The 17,685-nt window shown below is 47.9% G+C and carries 16 protein-coding genes; 15 read left to right on the forward strand and 1 reads right to left on the reverse strand.

Annotated features, from left to right (window positions below):
* Positions 1-112 precede the first annotated feature (112 nt).
* The 5 genes from DWZ45_RS05380 to nadA all read left to right on the forward strand — a co-directional run bounded on the left by DWZ45_RS05380 (position 113) and on the right by nadA (position 4,736).
* Entirely contained in the window at positions 113-1,657 is a 1,545-nt protein-coding gene (locus DWZ45_RS05380; RefSeq protein ID WP_118468039.1) for a DNA methylase, read from the forward strand.
* Positions 1,658-2,206 carry a hypothetical protein gene (locus tag DWZ45_RS05385; protein ID WP_118468041.1) on the forward strand — a complete coding sequence of 183 codons (549 nt, stop codon included), beginning with the start codon at positions 1,658-1,660 and terminating at the stop codon, positions 2,204-2,206.
* Positions 2,207-2,214: 8 nt separating this feature from the next.
* Positions 2,215-2,454, forward strand: coding sequence for a hypothetical protein (locus DWZ45_RS05390; RefSeq protein ID WP_147353101.1), 240 nt, complete (start codon positions 2,215-2,217; stop codon positions 2,452-2,454).
* Positions 2,455-2,625: 171 nt separating this feature from the next.
* Positions 2,626-3,357, forward strand: a complete 732-nt coding sequence (locus tag DWZ45_RS05395) for a hypothetical protein (RefSeq protein WP_117796440.1) — start codon at positions 2,626-2,628, stop codon at positions 3,355-3,357.
* Positions 3,358-3,824: 467 nt separating this feature from the next.
* Entirely contained in the window at positions 3,825-4,736 is a 912-nt protein-coding gene (gene nadA, locus DWZ45_RS05400) for a quinolinate synthase NadA (RefSeq protein ID WP_117796479.1), read from the forward strand.
* Between the two features lie 123 nt (positions 4,737-4,859).
* Here nadA and DWZ45_RS05405 read toward each other — a convergent pair whose 3' ends face one another.
* The gene (locus DWZ45_RS05405; protein WP_107000129.1) at positions 4,860-5,366 is read right to left on the reverse strand and encodes a flavin reductase; all 507 of its coding nucleotides are present in this window, start codon (positions 5,364-5,366) and stop codon (positions 4,860-4,862) included.
* A gap of 431 nt (positions 5,367-5,797) precedes the next feature.
* On the opposite strand from DWZ45_RS05405, the gene DWZ45_RS05410 reads away from it, so the two are divergent.
* The 10 genes from DWZ45_RS05410 to DWZ45_RS05455 all read left to right on the forward strand — a co-directional run bounded on the left by DWZ45_RS05410 (position 5,798) and on the right by DWZ45_RS05455 (position 17,680).
* On the forward strand, positions 5,798-6,073 hold the full coding sequence (locus DWZ45_RS05410; protein ID WP_107000128.1) for a transcriptional repressor: 276 nt from the start codon (positions 5,798-5,800) through the stop codon (positions 6,071-6,073).
* A 177-nt stretch (positions 6,074-6,250) separates the two neighbouring features.
* Positions 6,251-6,565, forward strand: coding sequence for a DUF6110 family protein (locus tag DWZ45_RS05415; protein ID WP_022359851.1), 315 nt, complete (start codon positions 6,251-6,253; stop codon positions 6,563-6,565).
* 105 nt (positions 6,566-6,670) lie between these two features.
* A complete protein-coding gene (locus DWZ45_RS05420) occupies positions 6,671-8,770 on the forward strand; it encodes a heavy metal translocating P-type ATPase (RefSeq protein WP_118468044.1) in 2,100 nt (699 codons plus the stop codon).
* Positions 8,771-9,097: 327 nt separating this feature from the next.
* Positions 9,098-10,039, forward strand: coding sequence for an aminotransferase class IV (locus tag DWZ45_RS05425; RefSeq protein ID WP_118468046.1), 942 nt, complete (start codon positions 9,098-9,100; stop codon positions 10,037-10,039).
* A 127-nt stretch (positions 10,040-10,166) separates the two neighbouring features.
* Entirely contained in the window at positions 10,167-11,576 is a 1,410-nt protein-coding gene (nhaC, locus tag DWZ45_RS05430; protein ID WP_118468048.1) for a Na+/H+ antiporter NhaC, read from the forward strand.
* Positions 11,577-11,694: 118 nt separating this feature from the next.
* Positions 11,695-13,035, forward strand: coding sequence for a Na+/H+ antiporter NhaC family protein (locus tag DWZ45_RS05435; protein ID WP_118468049.1), 1,341 nt, complete (start codon positions 11,695-11,697; stop codon positions 13,033-13,035).
* Positions 13,036-13,088: 53 nt separating this feature from the next.
* Complete coding sequence (locus tag DWZ45_RS05440; RefSeq protein WP_118468051.1) at positions 13,089-13,787, forward strand: FadR/GntR family transcriptional regulator; 699 nt, start codon at positions 13,089-13,091, stop codon at positions 13,785-13,787.
* 39 nt (positions 13,788-13,826) lie between these two features.
* Positions 13,827-14,594: a prolipoprotein diacylglyceryl transferase gene (locus DWZ45_RS05445; RefSeq protein WP_117796442.1), complete on the forward strand. Its 768-nt coding sequence runs from the start codon at positions 13,827-13,829 to the stop codon at positions 14,592-14,594.
* Between the two features lie 659 nt (positions 14,595-15,253).
* Positions 15,254-16,021, forward strand: a complete 768-nt coding sequence (gene speD / locus DWZ45_RS05450; RefSeq protein WP_118468053.1) for an adenosylmethionine decarboxylase — start codon at positions 15,254-15,256, stop codon at positions 16,019-16,021.
* A gap of 81 nt (positions 16,022-16,102) precedes the next feature.
* Complete coding sequence (locus DWZ45_RS05455; RefSeq protein ID WP_270224102.1) at positions 16,103-17,680, forward strand: aminotransferase class I/II-fold pyridoxal phosphate-dependent enzyme; 1,578 nt, start codon at positions 16,103-16,105, stop codon at positions 17,678-17,680.
* The last annotated feature ends 5 nt before the right edge of the window (positions 17,681-17,685 follow it).

The following is a 17,685-nucleotide window of genomic DNA, read 5'->3' on the forward strand; positions in this document are numbered from 1 at the left end:
TTAACTGGATTTTCATGTGTACGCTCGGAATCTTTCTGTGCTTGATTTTGTGAGATGATTTTTTACCAGTGGCGCTCAAATTTTAAATTCATAGAGAAGGGAGGAGCCTGCCATGCAGAAAACAGTTTCCAGGCGCGCGTACATTGCCATTGATTTAAAATCGTTCTACGCATCGGTCGAGTGCGTCGAGCGAGGTCTGGATCCGTTGACGACGAATCTGGTCGTGGCGAATCCATCGCGGACGGAGAAAACGATCTGTCTGGCGGTATCGCCGCCGCTGAAATCCTATGGTGTGCCGGGGCGTCCCAGGTTATTTGAGGTGATTCAGCGGATTAGGGAAGTCAATGAGGAACGCCGCAGACGAGCGCTGGGACGCCAGTTCCGGGATAAATCGTGGAGAAATGATGAATTAAAGGCGGATCCGTCGCTGGCGGTCAGCTATCTGGTTGCGCCGCCGAGAATGGCGCACTATATGAAATGGAGCACGCAGATCTACCAGATTTATCTCCGGTATGTGGCACCGGAGGACATCCATGTGTATTCGATCGACGAGGTATTCATGGATGTTACGGAATATCTGGGAATTTACAAGGTTTCGCCGCGCGAGCTGGCAAAGCGCATCATCCGCACGGTGTTAAAGGAAACAGGCATCACGGCGACGGCGGGGATCGGGACGAATCTGTATCTGTGCAAGGTGGCGATGGATATTGTGGCGAAGCGCGTGGAAGCGGACAAGGACGGCGTGCGGATTGCCGAGCTGGATGAGCAGAGTTATCGGGAGCTTTTGTGGACGCATGAGCCGCTGACTGATTTCTGGCGGGTTGGACCGGGCTATCAGAAGAAACTCTGGCAGGCGGGACTTCGGACAATGGGCGATATTGCGCGTTGTTCACTGGGAAAACCGGGCGAGTTTTACAGCGAGGAACTGCTGTACCAGATGTTCGGCATCAACGCCGAGCTTCTGATTGACCATGCGTGGGGCTATGAGTCGTGCACGATCGCACAGATACGGGCGTACAAGCCGCAGAGCAGCAGCCTGGGCTGCGGACAGGTGCTTCACTGTCCGTACACGGCGGACAAGGCGCGGATCGTGGTTCAGGAGATGATTGACGGGATCTCGCTGGAGCTGGTGGAAAAACGGCTGGTGACCGATCAGCTCGTTCTAACGGTCGGATATGACATCGAAAACCTGACCCGCCCGGAGATACGGAAAGTATACAAGGGACCGGTAACAACCGATCGCTACGGGCGGCGTGTGCCGAAGCATGCACATGGAACGTGGAATCTGCCGCGTGCGACTTCGTCCTCAAGCGAGCTTCTGGAGGCGATGGCGGCTCTGTATGATAAGATTGTCAACCCGGCGCTTCTCATCCGCCGGATGTCGCTCTCGGCATGCCATGTGGTAAATGAGAAAATGGCGAAAGAGCGTGAACAGAAGGAAACATTTGAACAGCTTGATTTGTTTACCGATTACGCAAAAAAGGAAGCAAAAGAGAAGGAAGAACAGAAAAAACGCGAGCGGGAGCGCCGGATGCAGGAAGCGCTTCTGACGATCAAGAAAAAATATGGAAAAAATGCGGTGCTGCGCGGGATGAACTTTGAGGAAGGCGCGACCGCCAAGGAGCGGAACGGGCAGATCGGGGGGCATCAGGCATAGATGGAAGATCAATATAGAGTGAATGAATTTGAAAACTTAAAAGGTGGACGAAGCCAAACCCAAAAAGGGCAGGAAAGTGACGCCCAGCGCCGCTACGGCGATATCCTCGGTCATTCTTACCCATTTCCCTTGCGCCATGCACGGATGCCGGTGGAGGACCGGGCGGCGCAGTTCGCCTCGTTTGCCGCACTGAATGGCTATGAGGAGGCGGTAGAGGAGGAGGCGCGTCTGACCGAGCGGGAGATCGATCTGGATGACAGCGTGCGTGAGATGATCAATCAGACGCTTGTGGAAGCGGAGGAGCAGCTGATGCGTGGCGAGACGGTTCGGCTTTCTGTGACCTGGTTCCAACCGGACGTGCACAAGGATGGCGGCGCTTACCGAACGGCAGTAGGACGATTGAAGAAAATCGACTATTACCAGCAGGTTTTGTGGTTGGCGGAAATAAGGAGTGGAAATCAGCCTGGACTTGAAAATATAGGCGGGGAGATCGCGGTAAATTTTCCACAGATCTGCCGTGTGGAGCTGATAGAAGAGGAAGTGGAGTGAAATGTTACATGGCAGCACAGTTGCTGAAGCTTTGTATGGACCTCCTGACCGGCAAAGGAAAATATCGTTACTGTAGGCACTTTTGGAACCGAAAGTGCCGTAAGAAAACGTGGTGGCAGCAGGAATTTGCCGTATTTAAATGCGAAGCCACGGCAAATTCCGTTACTGGGCATGTATGCGTGAACAGTAATAAAATATCAGAAATCCGTAAGAAAAAAGCACTTTTACTTTTGAATGAAATAGGGTAGACTGTTAGAACAGAGAAAACCAGATAGAAGAGCTGAATACAGAGTATAAAGAAAAATATTTCACTGGTTTTAGAAACTAAAAAGTGCCTGGGAAGTTTTGAAAAATTTCAGAGAAGTCCCTGGGAACAGATAGGGAGCAGGCATAAGAACAGTCGGAAGGAGATTCAAATTATGAAAAAAAAATCGTTATATATTGCGGGGATTTGTGCAGCACTGTCGGTAGGTGCGCTTGGGTGCGCTTCCAGTGCAAAAGCGGGCGATGAGGAGAATAAGACGGCTGTCGAAGATACGAAGGCAGCTGGGGAGACTACTGCAGCGGAAACCAGCGAGAGTAATACGGTTATCGAGAAAAACGCCCCGTCCGGCCCGGCATCCGGTACAGGAAAGAAGGTTTCATCCGAATTTATTTGTGTTTATGGTCCGGTTTCGGAGGTTACCAGTGATTCCGTCACGATTGACAATCAGTCGGGAATCAGCAGTGCCGGCGAGATGGTGATCACATTTTCACCGGAAACGCCGATTTTTGACGCAGAGACAGGCAATCCGGTCGATATGACCGAGGCGGAGACGGGAACCGTTGTATATGCCTACATCGGGGAGGCGATGACGATGAGCGAGCCGCCTATCACGAACGGACAGCTCTTCTTCGTCCATGTAACCGATGTGAGCGCCGTGCCGGTTTACACAGAGATCGAGTCGGTGAAAAAGAGTGCCGAGAATGATGATACCGTCTATGTGAAAGCAGAGGATGGCGTGACTTATACTATCAGCGCTGAGACACATATTCTGCCGTATTTAACCCGGAACATCGTGACCGCAGACGATCTGGAATCGGGAAAGAAATGCGCGATCTGGGCGGATGCGGAAGGAAAGGTATCGAGATTGGTGCTGTTTCAGCAATAAGGGCGGATGTGCATAAAGCGATAAAATTATAAATATGTCATGTAGATCGGACGGTTTGAACAGTGAAAAACACAGCGAAAAACCGTCCGATTTTTGGTTTGACTTTTTGTTGCACAGTAAAATACATTTGTGAAACAAAAAAATTGCATAAATGCATATTGGCTGCTCTGGTTGAAGCGCCGGAAAAGCAGACGTTCAGTCTGTATGTAGATGAATTGCTATATGACAAGACAGATGTAATAAAAAGTGTCAAAATTTCATTGACACAGCTTTTCTCTTAGAGGTATAATCACAGAAGTTTACCGTGTGGAAGCTATATGGACAGAGAAATATGGCGTGGCAAAGATGTCGGATACATAGTAAAGAAGAAAATGAACCGCAGCTGTCGGAAAAATGGTATGGTTTCTGTCAATCGATGGGGATTCGGAAGCGTGAACAGAGCGGTGAAAAAAGGAGAGGGAAAAGAGATGGATCAGGAGATAAAGCAGCGGATCGAGACATTAAAAAAAGAGAAGGATGCCGTGATTCTGGCACATTATTACGTAGATGGAGAAGTGCAGGAGATTGCCGATTATGTGGGCGATTCGTATTATCTGGCGGAGCTGGCGACGACGGTGCCGCAGAAGACGATCATTTTCTGTGGCGTGTCATTTATGGGCGAGAGTGCGAAGATTTTAAGCCCGGAGAAGACGGTTATCATGGCAGACCGGAGCGCGGACTGTCCGATGGCTCACATGGTTGAGGTGGAGAAGATCCGCGAAGTACGCAAAGAGTATCCGGATGTAGCCGTTGTCTGTTATGTGAACTCGATGGCGGAGATCAAGGCAGAATCGGATGTCTGTGTTACCTCATCGAATGCACTCAAAATCGTGAAAAAACTGCCGAACAAGGATATTTTCTTTATTCCGGATGAGAATCTGGGACGTTTTATCGCAAAAAAAGTGCCGGAGAAACATTTTATTTTCAATGACGGTTTCTGCCATGTACATAAGAGTATTCATGCGGAAGATGTAAAGAAAGCAAAAGAGCTGCATCCGGAGGCAGTTGTGCTGGCGCATCCGGAGTGTACCGGCGATGTGCTGGAGCTGGCAGATTTTGTCGGAAGTACCTCCCAGATTATTGATTATGCGACGAATTCGGATGAGAAAGTCTTCCTGATCTGCACCGAGATGGGCGTGTTCTATGAACTGCTGCAGAAGAACCCGGAGAAGAAGTTTTTCTCCGTAGGTCACCGTCAGTTTTGCCCGAATATGAAGAAGATTCATCTGGACAGCGTACTGCGGGCGCTGGAAAATCCGGAAGAGGAAGTGGAGATGGATGAGGCGATGCGGCAGAGGGCGGTTGGTCCGCTGGCGCGGATGCTGGAATTGGCAAAATAAAGGAATAAATAAAGACACAATATAAACAAATAGACCCAAAAGGATCATTCAAAGGATTCCCACAGAAAATGCTGCAAATCAGCGTTTCCTGTGGGATTTAAATTTTAAATGGAGCGGCTCTGCTTATTCAGCCACAACCGCTTTCACAATCTCCGCAATATACATATCATGATAGTCCTTCTCCGGATAGAACTTGCTGTCAGCGTCCTTATCGATAAAATCTGCCGGATTCATGGATGTGCGGTACATTTTGCGGCAGATGAGGATGGTGTCAGCTTCTTCAAATGCCGGTACGCCGTCGATGAAGACCGGGGTCAGGCCGGCTTCCTTGATTTTGTCGTGGTCACGGCCGGATACGGAGCCGCAGAGTTTGAGGGCATCGCGGTGTCCGTCTTTTAAAAAGCTGACGGAGAAGAGTTCTTCTTTGTCTATAAATTCTTTGGTGTAGCGCTGGGGACGGATATAGCAGGTAACAGCCGGTTTGCCCCAGAATACGCCTGCGCCGCCCCAGCTGGCAGTCATGGTGTTGAATTTATCCTCGGTGCCGGCGGTTAAAAGCATCCAGTCGGAACCGATGCGGGTAAACGGGTTAAAATTTAATTCTTCTGGCTTTATTTCTTTGAAGCTCATCGAAAAATCCTTCCTTTCCTGTCTGAATTGATTATTCTGTGAGTACCTTACCATTATCAGAGAAGAAAATCAAATATATTTTCGAAAATTCATTGACAGATGAGAAAAAAAGAGGTAGTCTTTAAATTAAGGTTAGAGACATCTAACTTGAGTTGCGGCATTCTAACCTGAGTTTGTTCATGCTAATTATGTTTTGTTTTTGATGAAACACAATATAATATGAGCACTTAGTGCGAGTCGTATCTAAGGACTTAATGAGGCTGAGCCAGAGGCAAAAGCGGAATTTAGTACTTGCAAAAAGAGTGGCAAGCAGAGTATGCTATATATTTTAAACGAACAGTTAGTCTGCGCTAATAAAAAGCCGGGTTGTGGACGGAAACGGCAGATGTGCGGAAAAATAATTTAGAAGATATGGAAAGAGAGATGATACGATGCAGCAGAGAGAGCAGATTATCAGCGAACTGAAGAGACGGGGGAAACGGATGACCGATCAAAGAAAGATCATGTTGGATGTGATCCTGGAGGGAAGATGGAGCAGTTGTAAGGAGATCTACTACGAGGCATCCAAGCGCGACCCGGGGATCGGCAAGGCAACGGTGTACCGGATGATTGCAGTGCTGGAAGAAATCGGCGTTTTAAACCGTTGCCGCCAGTATTCTCTGCGGAATGAGGATGAGCTGTCAAGTATAACTTCGGATGCCAGTTGATAAAAAATCTCAATAAGGAAAGTTAGGTTTGACTATCATGGGGGTAAGCTGTTACCATCTACTTGTACCTCAGAAATGAGTCATTAAACGCAGCTATATTCGCATTTGAAATGGAATAAATAGTTTTCAAAAATCATATGTGAATATAATTTAGATAATATCAGAGGAGGAGTAATCATGATGGACATTTTCAAATTAAAAAAATTAGGTTTATTTGCAGGCGGCGTTTTGTTCGGAACAGCAGGTGTTAAGATTCTTGGCAGCGAGGATGCAAAGAAATTTTACGTAAACTGCGTAGCAGCCGGACTTCGTGCACGTGATTGTGTGATGACCACCGCTACCAATATTCAGGAGAACGCTGAGGACATCCTGGCTGAGGCAAAGCAGATCAACGAGGCTCGCGGCTATGAGAGCTTTGGTGAGGATGAGGATTTCAACGAGACTGCTGAGGCAACCGAGGCCGCACCGGAGGCTGAGAAGGCAGAGCAGTAATAGCAACTCCAAGAATACATGAATCTAAATAACAGGGGGGCTGCCGCAAGATAGCATGGGATGCTGTCTCGCGGCAGCTCTTCTATAACCGGAGGAAGATGAATCATGAAATTCATTATAAAGCATGAAATCAAAGGAAGAATCCGTATCAGCCTTGCCCGGAAATTCCATACCGTGCGCGAAGCGGATGTTCTGGAACAGTATCTGCTTGGTCTGGACGGCGTGACGGCGGCTAAGGTGTATGAGCGGACAGCAGATGCGGTTATCTATTATAAGGAGGATCGGGAGGCGGTACTCGTACAGGTAGCGGCGTTTGATGGTCAGATTACCGAAAAACAGGAGATGGCAGTTAAAAGCAGCGGACGCGCCCTGAATCAGGAGTACAAAGAAAAGCTGATTCAGAAGGTACTGACCCGCTTTGCGACGAAGACATTTCTCCCGGCGCCGGTCCGTGCGGTATACACGTCCGTGCAGGCGATCCGTTATATCGTGAAAGGTATCCACTGCCTCGTATTTAAGCGCAAGCTGCATGTGGAGGTGCTGGATGCGACGGCGATCAGTGTTTCCCTTCTGCGCCGCGATTTCAATACGGCTGGCTCCGTTATGTTCCTGCTCGGCGTCGGTGAGCTTCTGGAGGAGTGGACACATAAGAAATCCGTTGGGGATCTGGCGCGGAGCATGTCCTTGAACGTGGAGAAGGTCTGGAAAAAAGTGGACGGGACCGAAGTCCTTGTACCGCTTTCGGATGTTACCGCGGGCGACGAGCTGACCGTCCATATGGGTACAGTGATTCCACTGGATGGTGTCGTAGTAAGCGGCGAGGCGATGGTAAACCAGGCTTCGATGACCGGCGAATCCCAGCCGGTCAGAAAAGAGCCGGGCAGCTATGTTTACGCAGGAACCGCGCTGGAAGAGGGAGAGATTACCTTCAAGGTAGAAAAATCCGCCGGTTCCACCCGTTATGAGCGTATCGTACAGATGATCGAGGATTCGGAGAAGCTCAAATCATCCGTTGAAGGCAAGGCGTCGAACCTGGCAGATGCACTCGTTCCGTGGAGTCTGGGCGGTACCGCGCTTACCTATCTGCTGACCCGCAATGCGACGAAAGCACTGTCGATCCTGATGGTTGATTTCTCCTGTGCACTGAAACTGGCAATGCCGCTTGCAGTCCTGTCTGCGATGCGTGAGGCAAGCCAGCATCACATTACGGTCAAGGGCGGCAAGTTTCTGGAGGCTGTTGCCGAGGCGGAGACGATCGTATTTGACAAGACCGGAACCCTGACCAAGGCAAAACCGGTTGTATCCGATGTAGTATCTTTCAACGGCATGGAGAAGGAAGAACTGCTTCGTATCGCAGCCTGCCTGGAAGAACATTTCCCGCATTCGATGGCAAACGCGGTCGTACAGGAAGCGAAAAAACGTCATCTGGTACATGAGGAGATGCACTCGAGAGTGGATTACATCGTAGCGCACGGTATCGCTACCTATGTGGGCGAAGAACGCGTCGTGATTGGAAGCCACCATTTCGTATTTGAGGATGAGAAGTGCACACTGCCGGAGGATGGAAAAGAGAAGTTTGAGAACCTTCCGGAAAATTGTTCCCATCTTTACATGGCAATCGGCGGACAGCTTGCAGCCGTTATCTGCATCGAGGATCCGCTGCGTGAGGAAGCACCGTCTGTCATCCGCCAGTTAAAAGAGGCTGGATTTAAGCGCATTGTCATGATGACCGGCGACAGCGAGCGGACCGCAGCGGCGATCGCGAAGAGGGTCGGCGTGGATGATTATTTCTCCGAGGTACTTCCGGAGGATAAGGCGCGCTTTGTTGAGGAGGAGAAGGCGAAAGGCCACAAAGTTATCATGATCGGTGACGGCATCAACGATTCACCGGCCCTGTCAGCGGCAGACGCGGGCATCGCAGTCAGCGAGGGCGCGGAGATTGCCAGAGAGATCGCGGATATCACGATCAAGAAAGATTCCCTGGATGAAGTCGTGCTTCTGCGTCATCTGAGCATGGATCTGATGAAACGTGTCCATGGAAACTACCGTTTCGTCATCAGCTTCAACCTAGGTCTGATTCTCTTGGGGGTGGCTGGTATCATCACACCGTCTATGTCGGCGCTGCTGCACAACAGCTCGACACTGGCGATCAGCTTAAAGAGCATGACGAACCTGCTGCCGGAGGAAGAGCGGGAAGAGGCATAAAAATGCGCCCTGCTTAGTTGGCTTTTAATAAAATATAATAAAAATAGACGGGCAGAAAGAATGGAGAGGAAATTTTATTCTTTCTGTCTGTTTTTTTTCGTTGAATTGCGAAAAAGTAAAACTAAATACTAGACTATATTCTGTAAAAATCCAACAATGAATCAAATAACATTAGACACATAAATATGTGTTTATAACAGTTATAAATTTTAATATTGACATACAGGAGAAATGTGATATGATCATAGTGTAAATGGACTTACCAATTTACCATTATACCAAAATGACAATCAGAGAAATAAAAAGATAATTGAAGGAGGAACGGATATGTATAAGTTATCACAGTTGACAGAAGATGGTTCTATTATGTTACACGGACAGAAAATTGCAGATACAATCCTTTATGTAAATGGAGATTTTGTTAAAAAATCAGAAGCCGTTATCTCCGTATATGACAGTGGTTTTCAGCATGGAGATGGCGTATATGAAGGAATCCGTGCATATGGACGAAAAGTATACCGTCTGGATGAGCATATCAAACGTCTGTATGAGTCCTGCTACACGCTGGGAATCGATATAGGAAAGACCAAAGATGAGATGAAGGAAATTGTAAAAGAGCTGATTCGTCGAAATCTGGATGCAGGATTTACTGATTTACATATGCGTTTACAGGTGACGCGCGGATTTAAAGCACAGACAGGTATGCATCCGACTTTAAATGTGACGAATGCGTCGATCGTTATCTGTGTGGATCAGAAACCCCCTATTTTCAATAAAGAGGGAATTACGCTGGTAACAACCTGGCTGAAACGCTATTCCCCGTCTTACATGGATCCGAAGATTCATTGCTGTAACCAGCTGAACCAGATTATGGCGGCGTGTGAGGCAATCCGTCAGGGAGCGGATGAAGCAATTATGCTTGACCAGAATGGTTATGTGGCGGAGACAAACTCTACGAACTTACAGATGATTAAAGATGGAGTATTAATACTTCCGACTTTAGATTCACAGCTTCCGGGAATTACGAGAAAAACAATGATTCAGATAGCAAAAGAGATGGGAATGGAAGTACAGGTAAGAAACGTATCTGTTTCAGAGTATTATAATGCGGATGAGGTATTTATCTGTGGTACAGTCGGAGAAGTGGTTCCGGTTAAAATGATCGATGGAAAGAAGATTGGTACACAGATTCCTGGTCCGATAACAGAAAAGTTTTCACAGGAATATAAGAAGATGACAGAAACGCTGGGAGTGTCGATTGATGATTGAACATCATAAAAGAAAGTGCACTCTGTGAGGGAACGGGTAAAACCGTAAGCGTGAGATTCATATAGGGGTTTATAAAGAGGGATGGTAGAAGAGAAACATATGATTCGAGCGAAAGGACGGAATGAATATGAAAGAGAAAAGAAAACCGGGTTTTGGGGCTGCGATGCTTCCAATATTGGTGATGGCGTTCGTGTTGGGAATTGGTTTTGGAAAGTTCAGACTAAGTGTGGAAGTACTCTTACTTGTTTGTTCCTTCTTTACGGTGCTTTTAGGATTGTTTTATGGAACAACCTGGAATGAGATTGCAGATGCGGTTTCGGAAAAGATAGGAAAGTCATTTATGGCGATTTTTATCTTTGTATTTGTTGGAATGATTATCGGAACCTGGATGTTATCAGGAACAATTCCTATGTTGATTTATTATGGCCTGAAGCTCTTAAATCCACAGCTGTTTCTGATATCGGCTTTTGTGATTACAGTAATTGTTTCTGTGTGTACGGGAACCAGTTTTGGCTCAGTTGGAACCGTCGGGCTGGCACTTATCGGAGTAGCTCAGGGATTGGGCGTTAATCTTCCGGCAGCAGCGGGCGCAATTATTTCAGGTGCTTATTTTGGAGATAAAATGTCACCGCTTTCAGATACGACAAATCTGGCTCCGGTAGCAGCCGGAACCACATTGTTTGAACACATCCGGCATATGTTTTATACGACGGTCCCGGCGGCGCTTGTCTGTTTAGTGGTATATTTTATAGCTGGACGTACTGGAATGGTGGTTTCATCGGTCGATGCATCTGCGGCAAATGAGATGACGGAGGGACTCGCTTCTATTTATCATTTTAATGTGTTTTTATTGCTTCCTCTGGTGGTTGTGCTGGTTGGTTCAGCGATGGGAAAACCAACGATTCCGGTTATGTTTACAGCATCGGTTCTGGCAGGAGTGTTAGCGATTGTATTTCAGGGAGCGACGGTTGCAAAGGTAATTTCGGCAGCATATAGCGGATTTTCTTTATCGATGCTGGGGATTGATCCGGAAACAGTGACAGGAAGCATTAAAATGCTGGTAGAGCGGGGCGGAATGACAAGCATGATGGCAACGGTGCTGAAAGTGCTCTGCGCATTTCTATTTGCAGGTGCTATGAGTGCGGCTGGTTTTATGAATGCAATCTTGGAAAAATTGAAAACATTCGTACACAGTGACGGAACTTTGATTCTGGTAACGGTTATTTCAGTCTTGATTATTGCGCTGATTGTTGGAAATGCATATATTCCGATTTTGATGGGCGGAGAATTGTTCAGTGAGTCCTTTAAGGAAAGAAATCTGGCACCGCAGAATCTTTCCAGAACACTGGAAGATGCAGGAACCTGTTCCATTCCTCTGGTTCCGTGGTCAGCGGGCGGCGCGTATATGTCGGGAACGCTGGGAGTCTCTACGTTCGCATATGCTCCGTGGGCAATCTTTTGTTACGCAGGTTTTTGTTTTGCGGTTCTCTGGGGCTTTACCGGGTTTGGAATCAAGAAATTAAACAAGGATAAATAAGACATTTCATTAAGTAAGTCAAACAGATGTAGGATGGGGAGAGAAAAACTGTTCTACATCTGTTTTTCTAATTAAAAGGGTTATTTGAACATTGCAGTGGAAAAAAGAAACAGGAGGAATGATGGGGGCGGAAAAATTAGATAAAAAACGATCGGGAGCTTTGGTGGGAGGAATTTTCCTGATTCTGGCAGTTCCAGTATGCGGAATCCAAGTACCGGTGCAGGCATTCTTTTTTCTTGCATGGATCTACGTGATTCTGTTTTTAGAAGCAAATTCTTATTCTTGGAATGAGCTTCAGGAAGCAATGGTTCATTCTTGCACAAGGGCAGTTTCACCTATCTTTTTTCTTTTATGTGCAGGAGCGATGACAGGAATATGGAATCTGTCAGGTACGATTCCAGGACTGACGTATACAGGAATTTTGTGGATTCGTCCGGAATGGTATCCGGTCACCGCGTATGCAGGATGCTTTCTGTTTAGTTTTCTGACTGGCAGTGTGTTTAGTTCCTGTGGAACCATGGGAATCCTATTTTTAAATATTGGAACAAGTATGGGATATGAAGAGAAAATAGCAGCAGCTGTTATAATAGCCGGAGCATTTTGCGGCTATGGGATTTCTCCGATGTCGGATTTTGTGAATTTACTTTCATCCAGTGTTGAAATAGAACTGGCGAAAACCTTGAAAGCAGAACGAAATAGTATCATTCCAACTATATGCGTTTGTCTGGCAGGCTGTTTTTATGCGGGATGGAAGAATGCAGAACTGGCAGGAATATCGATACAGGAAAGCAGTAAAATGATTCAAATATTCGGGGAAATGTGCCTGGGAATGCCCGTGTATATACCGGCTGCAGTGGTTCTTATATTTATGTTAATGAGAAAAAACGCCATCCATGCGTTGATGGCAGGCTGCGTGTCCGGGATGGCAGTGGCATTTTTTTACCAGAAATATCGATGGCAGACAATTTTGAATGTTTTATGGAATGGACCGGACCAAGGATCCTATTTTCACAGCGGAGGTATCAGCAGCATGGCTGGGACGGTTCTTTTGTTCCTTTTAGCGTTTAGTTTGTTTGGAATGCTTGAAAAAAGCGGGGCGATCCGATGCATGATGCAGCCGTTGTTTAAGTGGGCAGATACAGAGAAAAAAGGAAATATAGCAGCAATTTTATTTGCTTTTGTAGTAAATGTTTTTTCAGCATCGGCGATGTGTTCCCTGGTGATATCCGTCTCCTGCCTGATGCCGGTGTATGATGAAAAAGGCTGTAAACGGGAGAAAATGATTCATTCGCTCTTTCTGGGCGCTTTATACATGAGTCTTCTGGTCCCGTGGCATTCCAATGTTGTAACGCCGATGGGACTGTTGGGAGTAGCACAGGGAGGCGCTTGTATTTTTTGGATTGTGCCGGTGCTGGAGGTTGTCTGCTATCTATTAACATTTGTTTTTTCACATAAATAATGATATAATCGATAGGCGTTAGGGAACGTAAATCAGCAGGAGGGAGACTGAGAATGTTTCAGCCAATCGAAGAAAATGTTTCAGTATATAAGAAGGTAGTCGCACAGATCCAGGAAATGATCATGCACGGCGAATTAAAAAAAGGTGACCGGCTTCCGCCGGAGCGCCAGTTAGCCGAGATGCTCGGAGTTGGGCGACCGGCGCTCAAGCAGGCGATCAGTGCGCTGGAAGTGCTGGGGATTATCCGCAGCCGTCAGGGAGACGGCAATTATATTACGGCGGACACGGTCGAGGTGATCAATCCGCTGGCAATGCAGTTTTACTTAAAAAACGGCAAGATGGATGATATTCTGGAATTCCGCTATATCATGGAGGTGCAGATGGCGTCGCTTGCGGCCGCCAAGATCACGGAAGAGGAGATCGGGGAGTTTCAGGCGCTGATGGATTCGATGAAAGAGGCGATTGCGGGCGGAGCCGATCTGAAGACGCGCCAGTATTACAATAACCTGTTCCATTTCCGGGTGGTGAACCTTTCTGGAAACCAGCTGATCCGCCTGATTTATTCGAGCATCATGGATCTGGTGTCGGATCAGATCCGCCAGACGGACGGCATGTATTTCTATGAGAGCCATCTGAAGATTTTCGAGGCAATCAAGAACCGGAACCCGAAAGAAGCGGCGTACTATATGGCAGAACACTTCCAGAATAAGTTCCCAAATTATCAGTATTATATGGATGTTCATGCGTTGTAGGAAATTGTAGGAAAGAAGAGAACGGAGGACAAGTATTTCATGAAAAATGACTTATTCACAATCGGCAGCATCACGATCCACGGCTACGGTCTGATGATTGGCATCGGCATTATCGCTGCGTATTACCTGGCAGAGTACCGGGCAAACAAGCGGGGGATGGATGTCGATATGATCCTCTCGATCGCGATCTGCGGTGTTGTATGTGGAATTTTAGGTGCAAAACTTCTGTACTATGTCACAATCTTTGACGAAATTCTGGCAAACCCGAAGAAATTGTTAGATATCAGCGATGGATTTGTTGTGTATGGCGGCATCATCGGCGGCGTGCTGGGCGGCTATGTGCTGAGCCGGATCAAGCATATTTCCTTTTTCCAGTACGCAGATCTGGTCATGCCGTCGGTTGCGCTCGCGCAGGGCTTTGGACGGATCGGCTGTTTTCTGGCTGGCTGCTGCTACGGTATGCCGACCCACAGCCATTTTGCGATCGTGTTCCACGATTCGGACTTTGCTCCGAACAACATTCCCCTGGTTCCGACCCAGCTCATCTCAAGCGGTCTGGATTTTCTGCACTGCCTGCTGCTTCTTTATGCGGCGAAAAAGTGCAAAAAACAGGGGCAGGTGGTATCCCTGTATCTGATCTGCTACAGTCTGGGACGCTTCGTGCTGGAATTCTTCCGGGGGGATTTGAACCGGGGATCGGTCGGATCCCTATCAACTTCACAGTTTATCTCACTGTTTATCTTTGCGGCGGGCGTGGCGATGTTTGTGGTTTGTGGGAAGAGGACAGAAGTACCGTTAGAAAAGTAAAAATTTTTAAATGTCAACCCAAATAAAAATCATTCTTGACATTTTGCCAAAATTGCTGTATGATACCTCTGATATGGAAAATCTTAACATTTTAAGAGTCATCCATGCAAATATATCTGACCACCTGTGAAACAGGGAATGGCCATACGGACAGCCGGGTCAAATGCCGATTGGCAGTGCGAACTGCCCTATTGATTGAGTTAAAAGCTCAATTTTATAAGTTGGTTACTTTACAACCAGTGCTCATGCACATCAACTTGTAAAACGGTCAATAAGAGTGGTAAAAGTAGATATTTGCTATATAGACTCTGAATGTGAGATTTCTGTGGATAAAAAGGTTTTGCAGTATATGCGGTAAATAGAGACAAGGGAAGATTTCGTAGCTATACGGCAGATTTGTAAAAATAGAGTGAAGCAGAAAAAGAACGTTTTGCGGATGATGTGGAGACACGTCATCCGCTTTTTTTCATAGGAAATTACGTCCTATGAAAAAAACGCTCCGCGAGGATGCGCACTCGCGCGAAGCAGAAACATGTCGCAAGCGACCGCGCTCGGCGCGAGAATGTGCCAAGGCACATTCTTTTTTATGTGTAATAGGAAATTCCTTGGAATTTCCTATTACATGATCAACACCATTTATATTTCAGGAGAAGGAAGATATGGATCACAGCGAAAAATTAAAATTATACGGCTTTAATAACCTGACAAAGGCGCTTAGCTTTAATATCTATGATGTCTGTTATGCCAAGACACCGAGGGAGCAGAAGGATTATATTGCCTACATTGATCAGCAGTACAATTCGGAACGCCTGACCCGGATCCTAACATCGCTGACGGATATGATCGGGGCGCGGGTATTGAGTATTTCTCAGCAGGACTACGATCCGCAGGGGGCTTCGGTCACGCTTCTGATTGCGGAAGGCTCTATGGTGCCGGTGCAGGGGGAGACGCAGGTGGCGCATCTGGACAAGAGCCATGTGACCGTCCATACCTATCCGGAATACCATCCGGAGACCTGTCTGGCGACCTTCCGGGTGGATATCGACGTGGCGACCTGCGGGGAGATCACGCCGCTTTCGACACTCGATTACCTGATCGGTTCGTTTGATTCGGACATCATCACGATGGACTACCGGGTGCGTGGGTTCACGCGGGATGTGGACGGAAAAAAGTTGTTTATGGATCGTGAGATCCGCTCGATTCAGGATTATATCTCCAAGGAAACGCTGCGGCGCTACGATGTGGTCGATATCAATGTGTACGAGGCAAATCTGTTCCATACCAAGATGATGCTGAAAGAGATCGATCTGCAGAATTATCTGTTTAAGACAGATGTCTATGAACTTCCGCCGACCACCAGACTCAGTATTATGGAGAGCCTGCGGCGGGAGATGATTGAAATTTTCAGCGGAAGAAATGTGTTTTAAAAGAAATGCTTTTTGAGAGGAAAGAGAAGAGTTTGACTGGAAAATACCGCGAAAACCAGGGAAATTCGATAGAAGAAACGAATGAGTGATTTTCAGGAGGGACGGCAGATGGAAGAAGAGAGAAGAAATCTGGAGCCGGGCGTCGGACGGAGTGCACGGCGCAGAAAGGAAGCTTCAGGACCGAAAGAAACGGGGGGAGGCAGTCGAAGAGATGACGCGCTGACCCAGGAGCGCGCGCCGATCTATGAGGCGCTGGAAGCATTTCAGAAGATGCGCGTGGTGCCGTTTGATGTGCCGGGGCACAAGAGGGGGCGCGGCAACCCGGAGCTGACGAAACTTTTAGGAGAGACCTGCATGCGGCTGGACGTCAATTCCATGAAGCCGCTCGATAACCTCTGCCATCCGGTGTCCGTCATCGCGGATGCGGAGCAGCTGGCGGCTGAGGCATTCGGGGCGGCACACGCATTCCTGATGGTCGGCGGTACGACATCGGCGGTCCAGAGCATGGTGCTGACGGCAGTCAAGCGGGGCGAGAAGATTATATTGCCGCGAAATGTCCACCGCAGCGTCATGGGCGCCATGGTGCTTGGAGGCGCGGTTCCGGTCTATGTGAATCCGGCTGGCGATAAGAGACTGGGGATTCCTCTTGGAATGCGTGTGGAAGATGTGCGCCGGGCGATCAAGGAAAATCCAGATGCTAAGGCGGTGTTTGTGAACAATCCGACGTATTACGGCATCTGTTCGGATCTGCGCTCGATTGTAAAGCTGGCACATGAGCATGGGATGTTGTGTTTAGCTGATGAGGCGCATGGAACCCATTTTTATTTCGGGGAAAATATGCCGGTTTCCGCGATGGCAGCTGGGGCGGATATGGCGGCGGTTTCGATGCACAAATCAGGCGGAAGCCTGACGCAGAGCTCGATTCTTCTGACGGGTCCGGGTATGTCCGCCGGGTATGTCCGCCAGATTATCAATCTGACGCAGACGACGAGTGGTTCCTACCTGCTCCTTTCCAGCCTCGATATCTCCAGACGGAACCTGGCGCTTCGCGGGCGTGAGGCATTTAAGCAGGTGGTGGAGCTGGCGGAGTATGCGAGAACAGAAATCAACCGGATTGGCGGTTATTATGCCTATTCGAAGGAGCTGGTAAACGGCGACAGCATTTATGATTTCGATGTGACCAAACTTTCAATTCACACGCGCGATATCGGGCTGGCGGGGATCGAGGTTTATGATCTTCTCCGGGACGAGTACGATATCCAGGCGGAATTTGGTGATCTGGGAAATATTCTGGCATATCTGTCCATCGGTGACCGGCAGCGGGAGGTAGAGCGCCTGGTCAGCGCACTGGCGGAGATCAAGCGCCGGTTCAGCCGGGATAAATCGACGCTGATGGATTTTGACTATATTGACCCGATTGTGGCGATGTCGCCGCAGGAGGCATTTTACGGAGAAAAAGAATCTCTTCCGATCCGCGAGACAGCCGGACGTGTGTGCAGTGAGTTTGTCATGTGCTATCCGCCGGGCATCCCGATTCTGACGCCGGGCGAGCAGATTACGGAAGAGATCATTGACTACATTGCGTATGCGCTGGAAAAAGGATGTTCAATGACTGGACCGGAGGATCCGGGGATTGAGCGCCTGAATGTGCTGAAATAGATAAG

Origin of the sequence: Clostridium sp. AF32-7AC (assembly GCF_003477925.1) — a bacterium.
GTDB classification, from domain to species: domain Bacteria; phylum Bacillota; class Clostridia; order Lachnospirales; family Lachnospiraceae; genus Otoolea; species Otoolea fessa.

Bases quoted from the DNA above. Each gene is read 5' to 3' on its own strand.
- DWZ45_RS05380 (WP_118468039.1), top strand. From the start codon at position 113: ATGCAGAAAACAGTTTCCAGGCGCGCGTACATTGCCATTGATTTAAAA.
- DWZ45_RS05385 (WP_118468041.1), top strand. From the start codon at position 1,658: ATGGAAGATCAATATAGAGTGAATGAATTTGAAAACTTAAAAGGTGGA.
- DWZ45_RS05390 (WP_147353101.1), top strand. From the start codon at position 2,215: ATGGCAGCACAGTTGCTGAAGCTTTGTATGGACCTCCTGACCGGCAAA.
- DWZ45_RS05395 (WP_117796440.1), top strand. From the start codon at position 2,626: ATGAAAAAAAAATCGTTATATATTGCGGGGATTTGTGCAGCACTGTCG.
- nadA (WP_117796479.1), top strand. From the start codon at position 3,825: ATGGATCAGGAGATAAAGCAGCGGATCGAGACATTAAAAAAAGAGAAG.
- DWZ45_RS05405 (WP_107000129.1), bottom strand. From the start codon at position 5,366: ATGAGCTTCAAAGAAATAAAGCCAGAAGAATTAAATTTTAACCCGTTT.
- DWZ45_RS05410 (WP_107000128.1), top strand. From the start codon at position 5,798: ATGCAGCAGAGAGAGCAGATTATCAGCGAACTGAAGAGACGGGGGAAA.
- DWZ45_RS05415 (WP_022359851.1), top strand. From the start codon at position 6,251: ATGATGGACATTTTCAAATTAAAAAAATTAGGTTTATTTGCAGGCGGC.
- DWZ45_RS05420 (WP_118468044.1), top strand. From the start codon at position 6,671: ATGAAATTCATTATAAAGCATGAAATCAAAGGAAGAATCCGTATCAGC.
- DWZ45_RS05425 (WP_118468046.1), top strand. From the start codon at position 9,098: ATGTATAAGTTATCACAGTTGACAGAAGATGGTTCTATTATGTTACAC.
- nhaC (WP_118468048.1), top strand. From the start codon at position 10,167: ATGAAAGAGAAAAGAAAACCGGGTTTTGGGGCTGCGATGCTTCCAATA.
- DWZ45_RS05435 (WP_118468049.1), top strand. From the start codon at position 11,695: ATGATGGGGGCGGAAAAATTAGATAAAAAACGATCGGGAGCTTTGGTG.
- DWZ45_RS05440 (WP_118468051.1), top strand. From the start codon at position 13,089: ATGTTTCAGCCAATCGAAGAAAATGTTTCAGTATATAAGAAGGTAGTC.
- DWZ45_RS05445 (WP_117796442.1), top strand. From the start codon at position 13,827: ATGAAAAATGACTTATTCACAATCGGCAGCATCACGATCCACGGCTAC.
- speD (WP_118468053.1), top strand. From the start codon at position 15,254: ATGGATCACAGCGAAAAATTAAAATTATACGGCTTTAATAACCTGACA.
- DWZ45_RS05455 (WP_270224102.1), top strand. From the start codon at position 16,103: ATGAGTGATTTTCAGGAGGGACGGCAGATGGAAGAAGAGAGAAGAAAT.